Here is a 16,632-nt window from a genome sequence, read left to right as displayed (position 1 = left end):
TGCGTCACAGCAGCCGGAAGCTCCGCGCGATCTTCAGCGCCTCGCTGCGCCGCGACGCCGCGAGCTTGGTGTACAGGCTGGAGACGTGCGTCTTGACCGTGTTCTCCGAGACGAACAGCGCGGCGGCGATGTCCGCGTAGGTGGCGCCGCGGGCCAGCTCGTTGAGCACCTCGCGCTCGCGCGGGCTCAGCGCCGGCGGCACCAGGGCCATGCTCACCTCGCCGAGCTCGCGGGGTGTCGCCGTCATCGACGCGTACAGGACCGTCACGTCGGGCCGGTCGGCCGACGTCGCGGCGAGCTCGTGCACCCAGGTGCCGGCCGGGTGCTCGACGAGCCGGTGCAGCAGCGTCGCGATGGGCGTGCCCTGGCGGGCCCAGCCGAAGAAGGGCGCGGCGTTGCGCCGGGCCTCGGTCACGGAGATGGCCTCCACCAGCCGGTCCTGCGACCTGGTGGTGTCACCCAGCGCGTCCAGGATCTGCGCCTCGCACACCAGCGCCAGCGCCCGGGTGGGCGGCTGGGAGTAGGCGGCGTCCGCGGCGGCGGCCTCGAACGCGACCGCCGCGCCCCGGCGGTCGCCCTCGCGGTCGGCGCGCAGGCCCTGGACGAGCGCGGCCTCGCCGACGGCGCCGAGCGCGTCGAGCGTGCCGTGCAGCGACTTGAGGGTGTCGCGGTCGCTGGCGAGCACCGCCACGAACGCCTGCTCCACCAGCAGGGCGACCCGCAGGTGCTCGGGGAGCTGGTCGTCGGTCAGGCGCGGGCTCTCCCGCGGGGTGGCGAGGATGCGCCGGGCGTCGATCACGTCGCCGGCCAGGACGGCCTGGCGGGCGTCCCAGACGCGGAACCAGAAGCGGGTGCACAGGTCCGCGCCGTGACAGCGGGTGTCGATCACCTGCGCCTGGGCCGGCCCGGTGGGCGAGGGGACGTCGAGCAGGCGCGCGAGCAGCCGGGCGAGCCCGGCCCGCGCGGTGACGAACGGGAGCGTGCGGGCCCCCGGCGCGTCGGCGGCCACGAGCACCTCGCCGGCCAGCTCGACGCACGCGTTCTCTCGGCCGCGCATGTACTGCGTGAAGGCGAGGTGGCTCAGGGCGTGCACGCCGAGCGGCGCGAGCCCCTTGCTGCGCGACAGGCTGACGGCCAGAGTGAGGCTGGTCTCGGCCTCGGTGAGCTCGCCGAGCCAGTTCTGGGTCACGCCCAGCTCGGCCGCCAGCACGGGCAGCACGTCGGCGTTGGCCTCGCGCACCGCCGGCCGGGTCTGCGACGCGACCACCACGCGCTTGGCGTGCCCGACGGCGGCGTAGGCCGGCTCGAGCCCGAGCGCCACCCGCCACAGGCGCACGCAGGCGACCGTCGCGTCCAGCCCGTCGGACCCGCCGGTCAGCCAGGTGGGGGACCGTCTCCGCCGGTCCGCCAGCAGCCGGTCGCCCCAGTGCCGCGCGCCCTCCAGGTCGTCCCGCACCCAGCAGTCCAGCGCGATGGCGAACCAGGTGTCGGGCCGGTGGTCGACGATCTCGGGCTGCGCCCGGACGAACTCGCCCACGTCGTCGTGCTCGCACTGGTTGAGCACCATGCGCACCCCGTCGCGGGCCAGCACATCGGCGGCCTCGGTGGGCGCGCCCACGCGCACGAGGCGCGCGAACGCCTCGGAGAGGTTGCCGCGCGCCATGTCGAGCCGGACGGCGCGGATCACCGTGGACCGAGCCCGGGCGGCGTCCACACCGCCTGCGGCGAGCTGCCGCCGGACCACCTCGGCCAGCAGCGGGTGCACGCGGAAGCCGCCGGTCGCCTGCGCCTCGTCCGACGGCGCCGGCGGGCACCCGTGCTCCTCGCGCATCACCAGCAGGCCGGTGTCCTCCAGCTCGGCGAGGATCTCGCCGGCGTGCTGGTCGTGGGTCAGGTGGGCCGCCGCGGGAACGCTCACCACGCCGTCGCCCGCGATCGCGAGCAGCAGGTGCCGCTGCCGCGGGGTGAGCGTGCTGAAGACCTCGCCCGCGACGAGCGTGGCGATCGGCGCGACGTCGTTGGCCAGCAGGCGGGCCGCCGCCACCGGGTCCGGCGCGCCGCTGAGGTCCCGGGCGGCGAGCACCGCCGCCGCGCACCAGCCCTCCGCCTGCCGCGCCACGGCGTCCACCACCTGCCGGTCCCCGGTCCGGGCGTGCGCCGAGACCAGAGCCGTGTTCTCGGCGTCGCTCAGCCGCAGCAGGTCGCCCCGCAGCAGCGTGAAGTTGCCCAGCAGCTCCGGCACCAGCCTCGTCAGGGGTAGCACCCAGTGGCTCAGCAGCAACACCCGGATGGCCTCGGGCGTGTTGTTCAGCCGTTCGTCGACCCGGCGCAGGGCGGACGGCGCCAGCAGGTGGGCGTCGTCCACCACGACCAGCGCCGGCGGGTCCCCGGGACCGGCGGGCGACCCCGCGCCGTCGAGCACGGCGTCGATCTGCTCGGGCGTCCAGGACTCGTCGGCGGTGATCCAGACGGGGTGCTTTGCGTGCGCCGGGGCGGCGTGCCGCAGCCAGCCCGTCACGCCGAGCGTCTTGCCGGCCCCGGCCGGGGCGACCACGAGGGTCACGGCGCCCTCGGTCGCCTCGTCGAGCCGCTGCCACAGCCGCAGCCGCGGCACGTAGATGCGCGGCAGCCGCGGCAGGTGGTCGTCCTCGGCCATCCTCCGCGGCGTCGTGCGCGGGCCGTGCGCCGTCCGGGTCGCGTGGGGTGCGGGGCTGGTGCCGCGGTGGACGACAGGGCTCGGGTTGGCGCGCATTCCGCATGTTCCTCACTCGGCGTGAAGTGCGGCGGCCGCCCCCTGACCACCGGCCGGTGACGTGGTTACGGCACCGGCCTGGCATTCACGCATTCCCTCCGGAAAGCCGGGTCAAGAATGTCGCGTCGATGACCGCGGGCACCGAAACGGGATGTGCGCTTATTCGTCATGATGCCCGGCATCGTGCGGAGATGCCTGCGGACCACGGGGATTCACCCAATTCTCGGGGCGGTCACCTGCGGTTCGCGATAAGTGTGGACAACGCCCAGATTACGGCGACATCAAAGGCAATGACGACGAGACTCCAAATTGGGTAATAGGGTATGAATGCAAAATTCGTCAGGCACGAGATCGCGGCCAGGATGATGCCCAGGACGTAGGCCCACGTCTGGGTCGCCAGGACGCCGATGCCGGTGGCGAGCGCGAGCGCGCCCACGACGATGTGGATCCAGCCCCACGTGGACACGTCGAGCTGGAAGACGTACTCGGCACCCGTGACGTAGACGGTGCCCGCGGCGGTCGCCGCGATCCCCTGGAGGATCTGGAACACGGAGACCATGATGAGCATGACCCCCGCGAAGGCCGCGGTGGTCAGCGCCGCGGAGCTGGTCTCGCCGTACTCGATGGGGCCGCCCCGGCCGCCCGGGTAGGTGCCCTGGACCGGCTCCGAGCCGGATGCGCTGGTCATGATGCCTCCTCGGCGGTCTGCCGCTCCTCGCCGAAGACCTCGCGCAGCGCGGCCTCCTGCTCGGTGCTGAGGTTGGTGAACACGAGCTCGGGCGTCTCCTGCCCCGCGAACGCGTCCCGGATCTTGTCCACGACGGCGTCGGAGGACAGGATGAACAGCGCCGAGGTTCCCGGCGTGATCTTGTCCCGGACCCGGTTGATGAACCCGTCGTCGATGCCGACGTCCGCGAGCGCGCCGCTCAGGGCACCGGTGGCGGCGCCGATCGCGGCGCCGAGCAGGGGGACGAAGAACAGCAGGCCGAACAGCATCCCCCAGAAGGCGCCCCCGAGGGCTCCTGCGCCGGTCAGCGAGGACAGCTGGTGGGTCTTGGGCTTCTTGGCGCCGACCTCCCAGCGGACGGTGGCGGCGTCGTGCACCGTGACGAGCTTCTGCTTGGCGAGCTGCTGGATCGTCTTCGCCGCCGCGTCCGCGCCGTCGGCGGTCTCGAACTTCCAGGCGGTGAGGGTGGACTGGGACATCGACGTCTCCTTCGGGGCGCGCGTGCTGCCTGACGCTGCCACTCCACCGCGCCGCGGGACGTCGTGCCTCACCCGTTAACGGTGAATGCGGCCGGTCTACGCCTCCGCCTTGTCGGTGCGTGACCCCAGGCCGCGCCTCTGCACCATCGCGCCGATGACGGCGAGCACCACCCACAGCGCCAGGAACAGCGCCACGCCGCCGCCGGTCTCGGGCTGCCACAGCTCTCCGGCGTCGGTCCAGAGCCGGCCGACCGCGGACAGGACCAGGGTGGCGCCGCCGGCCGCTGTGCCCCAGACCAGGAACCGGCGCCCCAGCCGCCGGGCCAGGAACGCGCACAGCAGCGCCACGGCCGGGATCAGGATCACCGCGAGCAGCACGTCCGCGGTGCCGCCCTGCACCAGCACGAAGAGCTTGGCGCCGATCACCGCGCCGACGCACAGGCCGCAGACGAAGAACATCAGCCGGGCCGCGATGAGCGTGACCAGGAACGCGAGCACCGCGCCGGCCACCCCGATGAGCAGGGCCGTCCCGGTGTCGGCGTTCATGGCCACCGCGAGCGTCCACGACACGCCGAACCCGGCCAGCAGCACGGCCAGACGCACCGACAGGGATCCCGCGAGCAGCAGGACCAGCCCCACGACCAGTACGGCGAGGGCGGACATCAGGGGCCGCCGGGGGACGACGGGCGGTGGTTGCGCACGGCCCCATCGTCGGCGGTGCGGCAGCCCGCGTGGGTCACCCTCTTCGGGTGACGCCGCCGTATGACAGCCGACACATGCGCGGGGTGGCATACCGGGTGAATATGTGCCGGTGTCGATTGTGACTGGTCAGCTGGGTGGGGCAAAGGGCCCCGAAGTGGACGTTCGAGTGGTTGGCGTGGACATCGGCGGCACGGGTTCGCGCTTGCGGTTCGCCGCGTCCCGGGCGGGCCGGTCGTACGAGGTCACGGGGCCGCCCGCCACGATCGTCGGCGGCCGGTCGACGGTGCCGGAGGTGGTGCGCGAGCTGTGCCGCGGGTTCGCCGCCCAGTTCGGCGGGCGCCCGCGGGTGTCGGCCGCGGCCGTGGGCCTGCGGGGCTTCCGCTCCATGACGCACTCCGGGGCGCTGGACGCCAACCGCGTGCACGACATCCTGGCCGAGGAGCTGCGGACCCGCTCGACCGCCGTCTCCAGCGACGCCGTCACCGCGCACCTGGGCGCGCTCGGCACCGGGTCGGGCGCCACGCTCGCCGTCGGCACCGGCGCTGTGGCCGTGGCCTGCGACGACATCGGGCGCTGGCACCTCGCCGACGGGATGGGCCCGCACGTGGGGGACAACGGCGGCGGCGCCTGGATCGGCCGGCGCGGCCTGGACGCCGCGGCCCGGGCGATGGACGGCCGCCGCATGGGCGCCTCCCCGGGCCTGGTCCGGGCCGCCGAGGAGCACTTCGGCCGGCGGGAGCGCTGGACGTCGGTCGCCGACGTCTCGCAGTTCGCCGGGTTCGCGCCGCAGGTCATCACCGCCGCGGACTACGGCGACGCCGCCTGCCGCGAGATCCTCGACGAGGCCGCCCGGTCGCTCGCGGACGGGCTGTGCGCGGTGCTGAGCCACCCCGGCGTCGTGCCGGTCGCCGTCACGACCGGAAAGCTGCTGCTGCACGCGCCGACGTTCCGGTCGCTGGTGCTCCGGCACCTCACGGAGAAGCGCGACGACGTGCTGGTGCGGCCCAGCGCCGGGCTGCCGCTGGACGGCTCGCTGGCCCTGGCGCGCATGCTGGCCGCGCACCCGAACGTGGTCCAGGAGCACGTGCCGCTCCTGGCGGTCCGCATCGGGGCGGCGCCCCGCCCGGACGACTCCATCACGCTGCCGCGCGTGACCCTGCCCGCCGTGCGGCCGCTGCAGGCCGCGAGCGAGCCCACGGCCTGGGCCGTCGAGGTCAGCTCCGACCACGAGTGGTCGGCCGAGCAGTCGCCGGAGGACCGGCTGACCCCGACGTCGTCGTCCGACGCCGTGGTTCCGCTGACCGGCGACCGGCTCGTGGTGGGCCGGGCGTCGCGCAGCCGCGGCGTCGTGCCCGACATCGTGTGCGAGGACACCGGCGTCTCGCGCCGGCACTGCGAGATCGCCTGGACCGAGGCCGGCTGGAGCGTCGTCGACCTCGGCTCGGCCAACGGCACCTACGTCGCCGCGCGCGGCGACGCCCTGCCCACCGAGCCGCTGCGCCCGGGGGAACGGCGCTGGCTGGCCGACGGCGACCGCATCTACGTGGGCGGCTGGACCTGCCTCACGGCCCGCGCGGTGACGGCCAGCGTGCGGTGAGACTCGTTGGGCGGGCGCGCACCCGATCGCCTGGACCACGGGGGTCCCGGCTCCTAGGTTGACCGCATGTCCGGAACCGAGCTCGCCCGCGCCTACTGGTCCGACGTCGTCCGGCCGATCCTGGAGCGGGAGCTGCCCGGCCTGCCGCGCGCGGCCGCCCGGCTCGGCTCCGGCTCCGACGTGCTGGGCCTGGACGACGACACCTCGCGCGACCACGACTGGGGCCTCCGGCTGACCCTGCTGGTCCCCGCCGACCGCGTCACCGAGACCGACGAGGTGCTCGCCGCGACCCTCCCGGCGGCCTACCGGGACCTACCGACGGCGTTCCCCGTCACCTGGGACCCGGCCGTGCGGCACCGGGTCGAGGTCGCGGACCCGGTCGGCTTCGTGCGGTCCCGCACGGGGCTCGACCTCGGCGGTGGCCCCGGCGGCGACCTCGGCGCGACCGACTGGCTCTCCCTGACCGGGCAGGCCGTGCTGGAGGTGACGGCCGGGCCGGTGTTCGAGGACGGCCCCGGCGAGATCACGGGGCTGCGCGAGCGGCTCACCTGGTACCCGCACGACGTCTGGCTGCACGTGCTGGCCGCCGAGTGGACGCGCGTCGGGCAGGAGCTGCCCTTCGTGGGCCGCACCGGCCAGCGCGGCGACGACCTCGGCTCCCGGCTGCTCGCCGCCCGCCTGGCCGGCTCGCTGGTGCGCCTCGGCTTCCTCCTCGAGCGGCACTGGCCGCCCTACCCCAAGTGGGCCGGGACCCTGTTCGGGCGGCTGCCCGGGGCGCCGCCCGTCGCCGACGCCCTGGCGCGGGCGCTCGCGGCCGGCTCCTGGCCGGAGCGGGACGCGGCCCTGCGCGAGGCGTGCGAGGCGCTGCACGCGCGGCAGCGCGCCGTGGGGCTGCCCGCGCTGGACGGCCCGGCGTGCGAGGACTTCTACGACCGGCCGTTCACGGGCCTGCGCGACGTCGCGGGCGCGCTCCGCACCGCCGTCACCGACCCGGAGGTGCGGGCCCTGCCGCACCGGGGCGGCGTCGAGCAGTGGGTGGACGACGTCGGCACGCTCACCGACGCGGGCGTGCGCGGGCGGCTGGCCCGGGCGTCGCTCGCCTGACGGCCTCACCCGCCCGCGTTCTCGAGCAGCGCCGGGCACGTGCCGCCGGGCCGGGTGAGCAGCTCGAAGTGCCAGATCTCGTTGGAGTACACCTGGCACAGCCCGTACTCCGGCCCGTGCTGGATGAGCCAGTACGCGCCCTCGGTGGGGCCGATGTCGATGGCCTTGCCGTGCACGTGCTCGGACAGCTCGGGCGTGCTGACCCGCTCGCGTGCGGCGTCCAGGCTGCCGTAGGTCCGGACGGCGTCGTCGAGCAGCCGCTGCTGGTACGCGGGGCTGCGCCAGCCGCTGGTGACCCAGAAGTCGATGCCGTCGGCCGCGGCGTCGTCGGCGGCCGTGCGGACGGCGTCGGTGAGCGCGGCGTCGAGGCCGGTGATCGCCGGGAGGTCGTCGTCGAGCGTCGCCGCGCCGTCGGGGATGTCGCCGCCGGCCACGCCGGTCGCCTGGTCGGAGGACCGGGCGGCGTCCAGTGCCCGGTCGACGGCCTGCACCACCGGCTGGTCGGTGCGGTCGAGCAGGGGGTAGACGCCGAACACGGCGACGAGCACCACCGCGGCGGCCACGAGGAGGAACGCGACCGGGCGGCCGGAGCGGCGGCGTGCGGGGCGAGGGACGTGCCGGGCGGGACCGTTGCCGTACGCCGGGGGATGAGCGAGCTCTTGTCTGGTCATGGGCACCAGCCCACCGGGCCGCACGTTGCCAGGGCGTCTCCGGTTCTCGATACGCCGCCGATATGTGCCCGCCGGTAGCGTGTGCTGACATGCGTGTCTTGGTGGTGGAGGACGAGCCCTATCTCGCGGAGGCGATCCGGGACGGGCTCCGGCTGGAGGCGATCGCCGCGGACGTCGCGAACGACGGCGGCACGGCGCTCGACCTGGTCGCCGCCACGCCGTACGACGCCGTGGTGCTCGACCGGGACGTCCCCGTGGTGCACGGGGACGAGGTGGCCCGCCGCCTCGTCGCGGAGCACCCCGGGGTGCGGGTCATCATGCTGACCGCCGCGGGGGAGCTCACCGACAAGGTGACCGGCTTCGAGCTCGGCGTCGACGACTACCTGACCAAACCCTTCGCGATGCGCGAGCTCGTGTTGCGGCTGCGCGCCCTGGCCCGGCGGCCCGAGGCCGCCACCCCGCCCGTGCTGGAGCTCGGGCCGGTGCGCCTGGACCCGTACCGCCGCGAGGTCTACCGCGACGGCCGGTACATCTCCCTGACCCGCAAGCAGTTCGCGGTGGCCCAGGTGCTGATGGACGCGCGCGGCGGCGTGGTCAGCGCCGAGGAGCTGCTCGAACGTGCCTGGGACGAGAACGCCGACCCGTTCACCAACGCCGTCCGCATCACCATCTCGACCCTGCGCAAGCGCCTGGGCGACCCGTGGCTGATCCACACCGTGCCCGGCGTCGGGTACCGGTTCGGGGAGCAGTGACCGCGCCGGGCCTGCGGCGGCGGCGCGCCGGGCTGTCGGTGCGGCTGCGGCTCACCCTGAGCTACGCGGGGTTCCTGGTGCTGGCCGGGACCGCCCTGTTCGCCGCCCTGCTCCTGGTGCTGCGGTACGTGCCCGACGAGAACCTCACCGTGCAGGACGGCGGCGGCTTCGCGCCCAGCCGGTCCGACCTGCTCGACGTCGCCCTCCCGCTGTCGGGCGCGGCGATCGGCTTCCTCGCGCTCGTCGGCCTGGTCGGCGGCTGGGTCCTGGCGGGCCGGATGCTGCGGCCCCTGGACCGGATCGGCGCGGCGGCGGCCCTCGCCGCGGAGGGTTCGCTCGCGCACCGGATCGACCTGGAGGGGCCCGACGACGAGCTGCGCCGGCTGGCCGACACGTTCGACATGATGCTCGCCCGGCTGGAGCAGTCCTTCGCGGAGCAGCGCCGGTTCACCGCCAACGCCTCGCACGAGCTGCGCACCCCGAACACGGTGATCAAGGCGCTGCTGGAGGTGGCGCGGGCCGACCCGGAGGGGCGTGACGTCGACCGCCTGCTGAGCCGGCTGCAGGAGACCAACGACCGGTCGATCGTGATGGTCGAGTCCCTGCTCCAGCTCGCGCGGCTCGACCACGAGGGCCTGCGGTCCGAGCCCGTCGACCTGGCCGGCGTGGTGCGCGAGGCGGCCGCGGCGTCGTCCGACCTGGAGGGGCCCGGCGCGCCGGAGCTCGCGGTCGCGCTGGAGGAGGCGGAGGTCCGGGGCGACGCGGTGTTGCTCGGGCAGCTCGCGGGCAACCTGCTGGGCAACGCCGCGCGGCACAACCTCGCCGCGGGCGGCCGGGTGTGGGTGCGCACCGGGCTGGACGAGCGCCGTCGTCCGATCCTGGTCGTGGAGAACACCGGGGCGCCGCTCGACCCCGCGGTGGTCGGCACCCTGGCCGAGCCGTTCGTGCGGGCCGACGCCCGGACGCGGCGTCCGGACCGTGCCGCCGGGAGCGGGCTGGGGCTGTCGATCGTCGCGTCGATCGCCCGTGCGCACGGCGCGGAGCTGCTCCTGACGCCGCGGCCGGACGGCGGTCTGGTCGCGACGGTCACCTTCCCGGGTCAGACGTACAGGTCACCCGGGTGACCTGTACGTCTGACACGTGGGGTCAGGCGGTCTGGAGCTGCGGGTAGAGGTCGGTCAGCGGGCCCGAGAGGGCGGCCTTGACGCGGCGGCTGGTGTCGTCCGCGAGCACCTCGGGCTCGCCGGCCTCCAGCCCGTCGAGGATCGCGGCGACGATGTCGCGCGGGTCCTCCTTCGGGACGTCGAGCCGCTCGGTCATGGGCGTGTCGGTGTAGCCGAGGTGGGCGCCGAGCAGGTGCGTGCCCTGGCCCAGCAGCTCCACGCGCAGCGCGTTGCTGAACGACCAGAACGCGGCCTTGGTCGCCGAGTACGTGCCCATGGCGAACCAGCTCAGCGCGGAGTGCATGTTGATGATCGCGCCGCCGCCGTTGCGGGCCAGCACGGGCGCGAACGCCTGCGTGACGCCGAGCTGGGCGAACACGTTGGTCTCGAACACGGCGCGGACGTCGTCGAGCGGCGTGGTCAGCGTGGGCCGCCCGCCGTCGGAGATCCCGGCGTTGTTGACCAGGACGGTCGTGTCGGCGGCCGCCTCGGCCGCGGCGGCGACGGAGGCGGGGTCGTTGATGTCGAGGGCCAACGGCACCACGCGGGGGTCGGTCCACTCGCGCGGCGTGCGGGCGCTGGCGTAGACCTTGGCGGCCCCTCGCAGGAGGGCCTCGGCGACGAACGCGCGGCCGAGGCCGCCGTTCGCGCCGGTGACCAGGACCACGGCGTTGTTCAGGGAGGTCATCGTGAGCTCGCTTTCATGAGGGTGTGCGGTGCGGTGTCGAGGGGTGCGGTTCGGGTGGGGGCAGGCGTGGTGGTCCGGGCGCGGACGACGACCACGGCGGCCACGGCCAGCGCGGCGACGACGGCGCTGCCGACGACGAGCGCGACCTGCAGCCCGTGCCCGGTGGCCAGGCGGCCCACCGCGAGGGCGACGGCGGCCTGGACGAGGTAGGCGACGAGGTAGGCCGACGACGTGGTCGCGGCCCGGTGCTCGGGGCTCGCGCTGCGGGTGACCAGCGTGACGCCGCCCGAGAACAGCAGGCTGTAGCCGGCGCCGCCCACCAGCGAGTACGCGACGAGCAGCGGCATCGAGTGGGTGCTGCCCGCGACGAGCATCAGGCCCTGGGCGATGAGCGCCGCGACGGCGCCGAGGCGCAGGGCGGTCGACTCCCGCAGCCGGCCGGCGACCAGGGCGGTCGCCCCGATGGCCGCCGCGGACAGGGCCAGCACCACCCCGTTGACGAACGCGTCGTCGGACCGCACGGTGTCGCGGGCGAACTGGGCCCCGATGCCGAGGAAGATCGCGCCGAGCGCGTAGGCCGCCGAGACGCCGAGCGCGCCCGCCAGGAACGGCCTGCGGTGCCGCGGTGCCGCGAGGGGGCGCGGGCGCCAGCGGCGCACCGCGGTACGCGGGCGGCGTCGGAGGAACCAGGCCGCGACCACGGCCACGACGACGCCGGCGAGCAGCACCCCGTAGCCCGCGTGCAGCGGGTTGGTGCTGAACTGGACGGTCGCGCCGCCCACGAGCAGCGCGGTGATCAGCCCCACCGCGGACGCCCCGGCGGTGACGGCGCCGGTGCGGTCCCGGTCGTCGGCCGACCCGGCCGCCGCGATGACGCTGGTGGCCGGGCCGAGGCTGAGCCCCACCCCGACGCCCATCAGCGCGCGGCCCACGAGCAGCAGCGCGAGGTTCGGTGCGAGCAGGAACGTGAGGCCGCCGAGCCCCAGGAAGCCGAGGCCGGCGAGGATCGCGCCGCGGTTGCCCACGGTCTCGGCGAGCCCGCCGAGCAGCAGGAGGGTCGCGATCAGGGCGACGGGGTAGGCGGCGAACACCGTGGTGGTGACCGCCGTCGTCAGGTGCCACTGCGCGGCGTAGACCGGGTAGACGAGCGTCGGCGCGGCGGACGCCCACAGGGCGAGGGCCACGGCGGCGGCCGCCGCCCAGCGGCTGCCGCGTGCCGCCCAGGTGAATGTCATCGGGGGATCTCCCATCTGAGTTGGGATTCACAACTTAGCACCTGGATTGGAATCCACAACCTAGGTAGGATGTGGGCATGAGCACAACGCCCCGCGAACGCAACGCCCGCTGCTCCGTGGCCCGGAGCCTGGAGATCCTGGGGGAGAAGTGGACGCTCCTGGTGGTCCGCGAGGCCTTCTTCGGCGTCACGCGGTTCGCCGACTTCCGGGCGCGCCTGGGCATCGCCCCCGACGTGCTCACCGCGCGGCTGGAGACGCTGGTCGAGGGCGGCGTGCTGGAGCGCCGGCCGTACCGCGACGCGGGTCAGCGGCAGCGCGACGAGTACGTGCTCACCGAGGCCGGCGGCCAGCTCAAGACCGTGCTGGCGGCGTTCGTGGAGTGGGGCGACGAGTACCGGCCCTCAGGGTTCGGGCCGTCGGTGGTCTACGTCGAGGAGACGACGGCGGAGCCGGTGCGCCTGGCGTTCCTCACGGAGGACGGCCGCGAGCTGCAGCCCGACGAGGTCGCCCTGGTGCGCGGCCCGGGTGCGCTGGGGGACGCGGCGGCCTGATCGGCGGTCTTCTTCAGCCCGCCTGGGTCTCGTGGAGCAGCGCGTAGCGGCCGCCGTGGGTCACCAGGTGGTCGTGCGTGCCCTGTTCCACGATCCGGCCGTGCTCCAGGACGACGATGCGGTCGGCCTGCCGGATCGTGGAGAGGCGGTGCGCGACCACCAGCGTCGTCCGGCCGCGCATCAGGCGGCCGAGGGCCTCCTTGACCAGGGTCTCCGACTCGGTGTCGAGCGCGCTCGTGGCCTCGTCGAGCAGCAGGATGCGCGGGTCGCGCACCAGGGCCCGCGCGATCGCGATGCGCTGCCGCTGCCCGCCGGACAGCCGCGCCCCGCGCTCGCCGACCACGGTGTCCCAGCCCTGCGGCTGCGCCTCGACGAACTCCAGCGCGTTGGCGTCCCGCAGCGCCGCGCGGACCACGTCGTCGGACGCGTCCGGGAGGCCGTAGGTGACGTTGTCGCGGATCGTGCCCTCGAAGAGCACCGACTCCTGCGGCACCACCGACACGTGCCGGCGCACCGTGCGCAGGTCGAGCTCCTGCGCGTCGACGCCGTCCACGAGCACGCGGCCCGACGTCGGCCGGACGAACCCGAGCACCAGGTTGAGCAGCGTGGACTTGCCCGACCCGGACGAGCCCACGAACGCGACCGTCTGGCCCGCGGGGATCGTGAGGTTCACGTCGTCCAGGGCGTCGCCGTCGGCGCCGGCGTAGCGGTGGTGCACGTGGTCCAGCGTGAGCTCGCCGCCCACGGCGTCGACGGCGGCCCGGCCCTCGTTCTCCTCCAGGTCGGGCTCCTCCAGCACCTCGGCGATGGAGCGCACCGACTCCATGCCGCGGGCCGTGACCGGGATGAGCATCAGGAGCTGCGTGAGCCCCTGGGTGAGCAGCGTGAAGTAGCTGGACAGCAGCACCACCTCGCCGGCGGTGACCGGCAGGAACCCCGTCAGGGAGAAGACGGCGGCGAGCGCGAGGCACGTGACGCCCAGGATCTGCATGGTCACCCAGGACAGCGACGCGACGCGCCCGTTGAGCATGTCCAGGTGCAGGCCGGCACGGCGGACGCCGTCGGCCCCGGCGGCCAGGCGGGTGACCGCTGTCTGCTCCAGGCCGTGGGCGCGGGTGATCGGGATGAGCGAGGCCATCTCGCCCACGCGCGACGCGAAGCCCTCGACCTCGCGGCGGAAGTTCTCGTTGCGGTCCCGCGAGCGCCGGGCCGTGACCCAGCGCAGCCCGAGCGCGAGCGGCACGGCCAGCAGGTAGACGGGCAGGAACTCGGGCACCCGCAGGGCGGTCATGGTGATCGCGCCGCCCAGCACCATGAGCGAGGACAGCAGCGGGTGGGTGACCTGCTGGAGCATCACCTCGATGTTCTCCACGTCGCGCACCACCTTGGACTGCACCACCGAGGAGCTGGCGCGCGAGTGGTAGCCGATCGACAGGCTCTGCAGGCGCGCGGCCAGCGCGTTGCGCAGCCCGGCGCCGGTGTCGCGCACGACGGTCATGAAGTTGCGCGTGTAGACGAGGTGGTTGGGGAAGTTCTGCAGCAGCAGGGCGACGGCTACGGCGAACCAGATCAGGACGTCGCGCACCTCGCCGCCGGTGGCCACGATGTCGATGACGGCGGCGGTGACGACGGGCAGGAACCACATCGGGATCTCTTTGACGGTGAATGCGGCGATGGCGACCGCCATCCGTCCGGGACGCCGGGCGAGCAGCCGCAGGATCGACCGTGCGGGCTTGGTGCTGTCGATGCGGATCGGGGCGGTAAGCGCTTTCTCGGCAGCCATGGAAGCCATGCTATGCGAGCGGAGCCACCGTTGGTCGAGCCTGTCGAGACCTGCCTGTGAGGTCTCGACAGGCTCGACCGACGGGGATCAGCGGGTCATGAGGCGGTACTGGGCCGCCACCTCCCGCGGCGTGATCGCGCGGTCCAGGAGCTGGATCGTGTCCATGCGGCAGTTGCAGGGGTTCCGCTCCTGCGTGTCCTGCGGGAAGCTGCCGCCGATCTTGATGCCCCGCGGCGTCGTGGCCGACGTGCCGGTGCCGTCCACCTGCCACGGGTCGCCGTCCGCCACGTAGAAGCCCGGCACCCGTTCGCCGTCGCGATAGAGGGCCATCTTTCCGGTGGTGTAGTCGAACGTCGCCGCCAGGTGCACCCACTCGTCCTGCGGCAGCAGGGTGCGCCAGTCCTCGTGCGCGGCGAAGGTCTGCGACGCGCCGCCGTCGATGCGCCGGCCCAGCGCGACCAGCCGCAGCTCGCCGTCCACCTGGATGATCTCCAGCAGGGCGCGCACGCCGTGCCCGTCGGAGTCCCCGCTGAGCAGGCCCGCCAGACCCACGGCGTTGTAGTAGTCGTCCGGGTTCGCGGTGGTGGTGTTCGGGCTCGGGTTCTGGCCGGTCATCTTGACCCAGCCCATCACCGTCACGCCGTCCACCCCGTTGAACGCCGACAGGGTGGGCACCCCGTTGGCGTTGTAGACGCCTGCCTTCCAGTCGTCGTTGCCCGCCGTCAGCGGGTCGACCTGGCCGAGCTGGATCGAGTTGTTGCTGCCCGGGTAGGCGCCGTCGGCCACCCGCATGTCCTCCCCGCCGTTGACCAGGTTGAGGTAGGTGCGGGACAGGCCGCGGTCGATCTCCACGGCGCCGTCCTGCTGGAACGGGTGCTCGAAGTCGTAGAAGCTCACCGAGTTCCTCTCCAGCGAGCGCGGCACGTCCTGCGGCACCGGCGCGTGCACCGTGTCCACGATCTTCCAGATCTTGCCGTTCGCCTTGGCCACCAGGTACAGGTCGCCCGCCGCGTCGCGGCCCATGCGCAGGTCGGCCCGCTCGTCACCCGTGAAGTCGGGCATCCGCTTGCGGGTGCCGTCGGTGTCGTACAGCGCGAGCTCGTACATCTGCGCCTCGGCCTTGCCGCGCCGCATCTGCGACTCCTTGGCGTAGAACACGCGCCCCTCGACCAGGTCCGTGAACAGGTACTTGCCGTTCAGCGCCGGCAGGTCGCGCCCGCGGTAGACGAACCCGCCGCTGATCGCGTACCCGCTGTCCGCCGTGCACGACCAGCCGGGCGGCGGGTCGTGGTCGTACGCCACCACGGGATACGTGAAGCCGAGCTCGTCGTCGTCCTCCGGCAGCGGGTACAGGTTGCACCGGTCGGACGCGTCGAAGACGTACTTCCCCTCCCGGTCGCCCCAGCCGAAGTTGTCCCCGGCGCGCACGTCGTAGACGGCCTCGATCGCGTGCTCGCCGATGTGGCCCAGGAACATGCGGCCCGTCTTCGTGTCCCAGCTGAACCGGTGCGGGTCCCGCATGCCGATCGCGTAGATCTCGCCCAGCGTGCCCGGGGTGTCCACGAACGGGTTCGACGCCGGGATGCCGTACGTGCCGCCCGGCCCGTTCGTGCCCGCCGGGTCGATCCGCAGGATCTTGCCCGCGGGGGTGTCCCGCTCCTGCGGCACGCCCGTGCCGACGCCGATCCCGCCGTCGCCCACCGCGAGGTACAGGAGGCCGTAGTCCTCGTCGCCGGGCTTCGCCGTCGGGTTGAAGTCGATCTGCTGGATCGCGTGCACCTGCCCCGCGAAGCCCAGGCGCATCACCTCCCGGCTCGTCCCCGAGAACACGTCGGCAGCCGGGTCGTCGGCCACCCACTCGGTCACCACCGCGTGCAGGAACGTGGGCGTCTGGGCCGGGTAGGTCGTGGGGTCAGACGGCGGCCCGGCGTTGCCGGGGCGCTCGCTGTGCACCGTGTAGAACGTGCCGTTGTGCTCGAAGTCCGGGTGGAACGCCGCGAACCCGAACCCGCTGCCCATGCCCCGCCCGGAGAAGAACTCGGGTGCGAACCGCGCGGCCACGTCCAGGTACACCCGCGGCTCGCCGTCCTCCACGAGGTACAGCGGACCGTTGAGGTCCGGCACGTACGTGCGGCCCGAACCGTCCGGCAGCTCACCGATCCCGTTGATGCGCGCGTGCCGCATCAGCCGCCGGTCGACGGGCGCCGGGATCGGCTCCGTCTTCGGGAACTGCGCGTACTCCTCGAGGACCAGGCCGATCGTGGACTGGATCTCCTCCGGCGCCGGGTCCTCGATCGGGTCGCCCACCGGGGCGGCCGCGGCCAGGGCCGCCGTCGTCAGCCCGGTCAGCGCGGTGGCGGTGATCGCCACCGCCGCCACCGCCGACCGCCATCTCTGTCTGGTGCGCATGGTGCCTCCTGAATGTCGT

Annotated in this window: 14 protein-coding genes; 5 read left to right on the top strand and 9 right to left on the bottom strand. The window is 74.0% G+C overall.

The annotated features are described in order from the left end of the window. Positions 1–4: 4 nt before the first annotated feature. The 4 genes from H291_RS34380 to H291_RS28180 all read right to left on the bottom strand — a co-directional run bounded on the left by H291_RS34380 (position 5) and on the right by H291_RS28180 (position 4,621). Complete coding sequence (locus tag H291_RS34380; protein ID WP_157236645.1) at positions 5–2,752, bottom strand: helix-turn-helix transcriptional regulator; 2,748 nt, start codon at positions 2,750–2,752, stop codon at positions 5–7. 232 nt (positions 2,753–2,984) lie between these two features. Continuing rightward, complete coding sequence (locus tag H291_RS0101300) at positions 2,985–3,440, bottom strand: DUF7144 family membrane protein (RefSeq protein WP_020013169.1); 456 nt, start codon at positions 3,438–3,440, stop codon at positions 2,985–2,987. After that, complete coding sequence (locus H291_RS0101295) at positions 3,437–3,958, bottom strand: DUF1269 domain-containing protein (RefSeq protein WP_020013168.1); 522 nt, start codon at positions 3,956–3,958, stop codon at positions 3,437–3,439. Before H291_RS0101295 ends, H291_RS0101300 begins: the two co-directional genes overlap by 4 nt. Before the next feature lie 96 nt (positions 3,959–4,054). Further along, positions 4,055–4,621: a hypothetical protein gene (locus H291_RS28180; RefSeq protein WP_020013167.1), complete on the bottom strand. Its 567-nt coding sequence runs from the start codon at positions 4,619–4,621 to the stop codon at positions 4,055–4,057. A gap of 205 nt (positions 4,622–4,826) precedes the next feature. On the opposite strand from H291_RS28180, the gene H291_RS32120 reads away from it, so the two are divergent. Then, positions 4,827–6,257, top strand: a complete 1,431-nt coding sequence (locus tag H291_RS32120; RefSeq protein WP_157236644.1) for a BadF/BadG/BcrA/BcrD ATPase family protein — start codon at positions 4,827–4,829, stop codon at positions 6,255–6,257. 66 nt (positions 6,258–6,323) lie between these two features. Then, positions 6,324–7,361 carry a DUF4037 domain-containing protein gene (locus tag H291_RS0101280; protein ID WP_020013165.1) on the top strand — a complete coding sequence of 346 codons (1,038 nt, stop codon included), beginning with the start codon at positions 6,324–6,326 and terminating at the stop codon, positions 7,359–7,361. A gap of 5 nt (positions 7,362–7,366) precedes the next feature. On the opposite strand, the gene H291_RS28170 is transcribed toward H291_RS0101280, so the two are convergent. Beyond that, the gene (locus H291_RS28170) at positions 7,367–8,032 is read right to left on the bottom strand and encodes a M15 family metallopeptidase (RefSeq protein ID WP_157236643.1); all 666 of its coding nucleotides are present in this window, start codon (positions 8,030–8,032) and stop codon (positions 7,367–7,369) included. Between the two features lie 89 nt (positions 8,033–8,121). Here H291_RS28170 and H291_RS0101270 point away from each other — a divergent pair, with 89 nt between their 5' ends. Next, positions 8,122–8,784, top strand: coding sequence for a response regulator transcription factor (locus tag H291_RS0101270; protein ID WP_026365269.1), 663 nt, complete (start codon positions 8,122–8,124; stop codon positions 8,782–8,784). Next, positions 8,781–9,908 carry a sensor histidine kinase gene (locus tag H291_RS0101265; RefSeq protein ID WP_020013162.1) on the top strand — a complete coding sequence of 376 codons (1,128 nt, stop codon included), beginning with the start codon at positions 8,781–8,783 and terminating at the stop codon, positions 9,906–9,908. The genes H291_RS0101270 and H291_RS0101265 overlap by 4 nt, the downstream gene beginning before the upstream one ends. 22 nt (positions 9,909–9,930) lie before the next feature. Here the strand turns inward: H291_RS0101265 and H291_RS0101260 are convergent, their stop codons facing one another. Beyond that, positions 9,931–10,635 (bottom strand): SDR family oxidoreductase, encoded by a 705-nt coding sequence (locus H291_RS0101260; RefSeq protein ID WP_020013161.1) that lies wholly within the window; start codon positions 10,633–10,635, stop codon positions 9,931–9,933. After that, a complete protein-coding gene (locus tag H291_RS0101255; protein WP_020013160.1) occupies positions 10,632–11,870 on the bottom strand; it encodes an MFS transporter in 1,239 nt (412 codons plus the stop codon). Before H291_RS0101255 ends, H291_RS0101260 begins: the two co-directional genes overlap by 4 nt. 77 nt (positions 11,871–11,947) lie before the next feature. Between H291_RS0101255 and H291_RS0101250 the strand changes: the two genes are divergently transcribed. Further along, complete coding sequence (locus H291_RS0101250) at positions 11,948–12,421, top strand: winged helix-turn-helix transcriptional regulator (protein WP_026365267.1); 474 nt, start codon at positions 11,948–11,950, stop codon at positions 12,419–12,421. A gap of 13 nt (positions 12,422–12,434) precedes the next feature. Here H291_RS0101250 and H291_RS0101245 read toward each other — a convergent pair whose 3' ends face one another. Further along, entirely contained in the window at positions 12,435–14,204 is a 1,770-nt protein-coding gene (locus H291_RS0101245; protein WP_020013158.1) for an ABC transporter ATP-binding protein, read from the bottom strand. Between the two features lie 87 nt (positions 14,205–14,291). Further along, positions 14,292–16,613: a PQQ-dependent sugar dehydrogenase gene (locus tag H291_RS0101240; protein ID WP_026365265.1), complete on the bottom strand. Its 2,322-nt coding sequence runs from the start codon at positions 16,611–16,613 to the stop codon at positions 14,292–14,294. Positions 16,614–16,632: the final 19 nt, after the last annotated feature.

This window comes from Promicromonospora sukumoe 327MFSha3.1, from assembly GCF_000385135.1.
In the GTDB taxonomy this organism is placed as follows: Bacteria; Actinomycetota; Actinomycetes; order Actinomycetales; family Cellulomonadaceae; genus Promicromonospora; species Promicromonospora sukumoe_B.
This window is presented reverse-complemented; position numbering and strand designations above follow the sequence as displayed.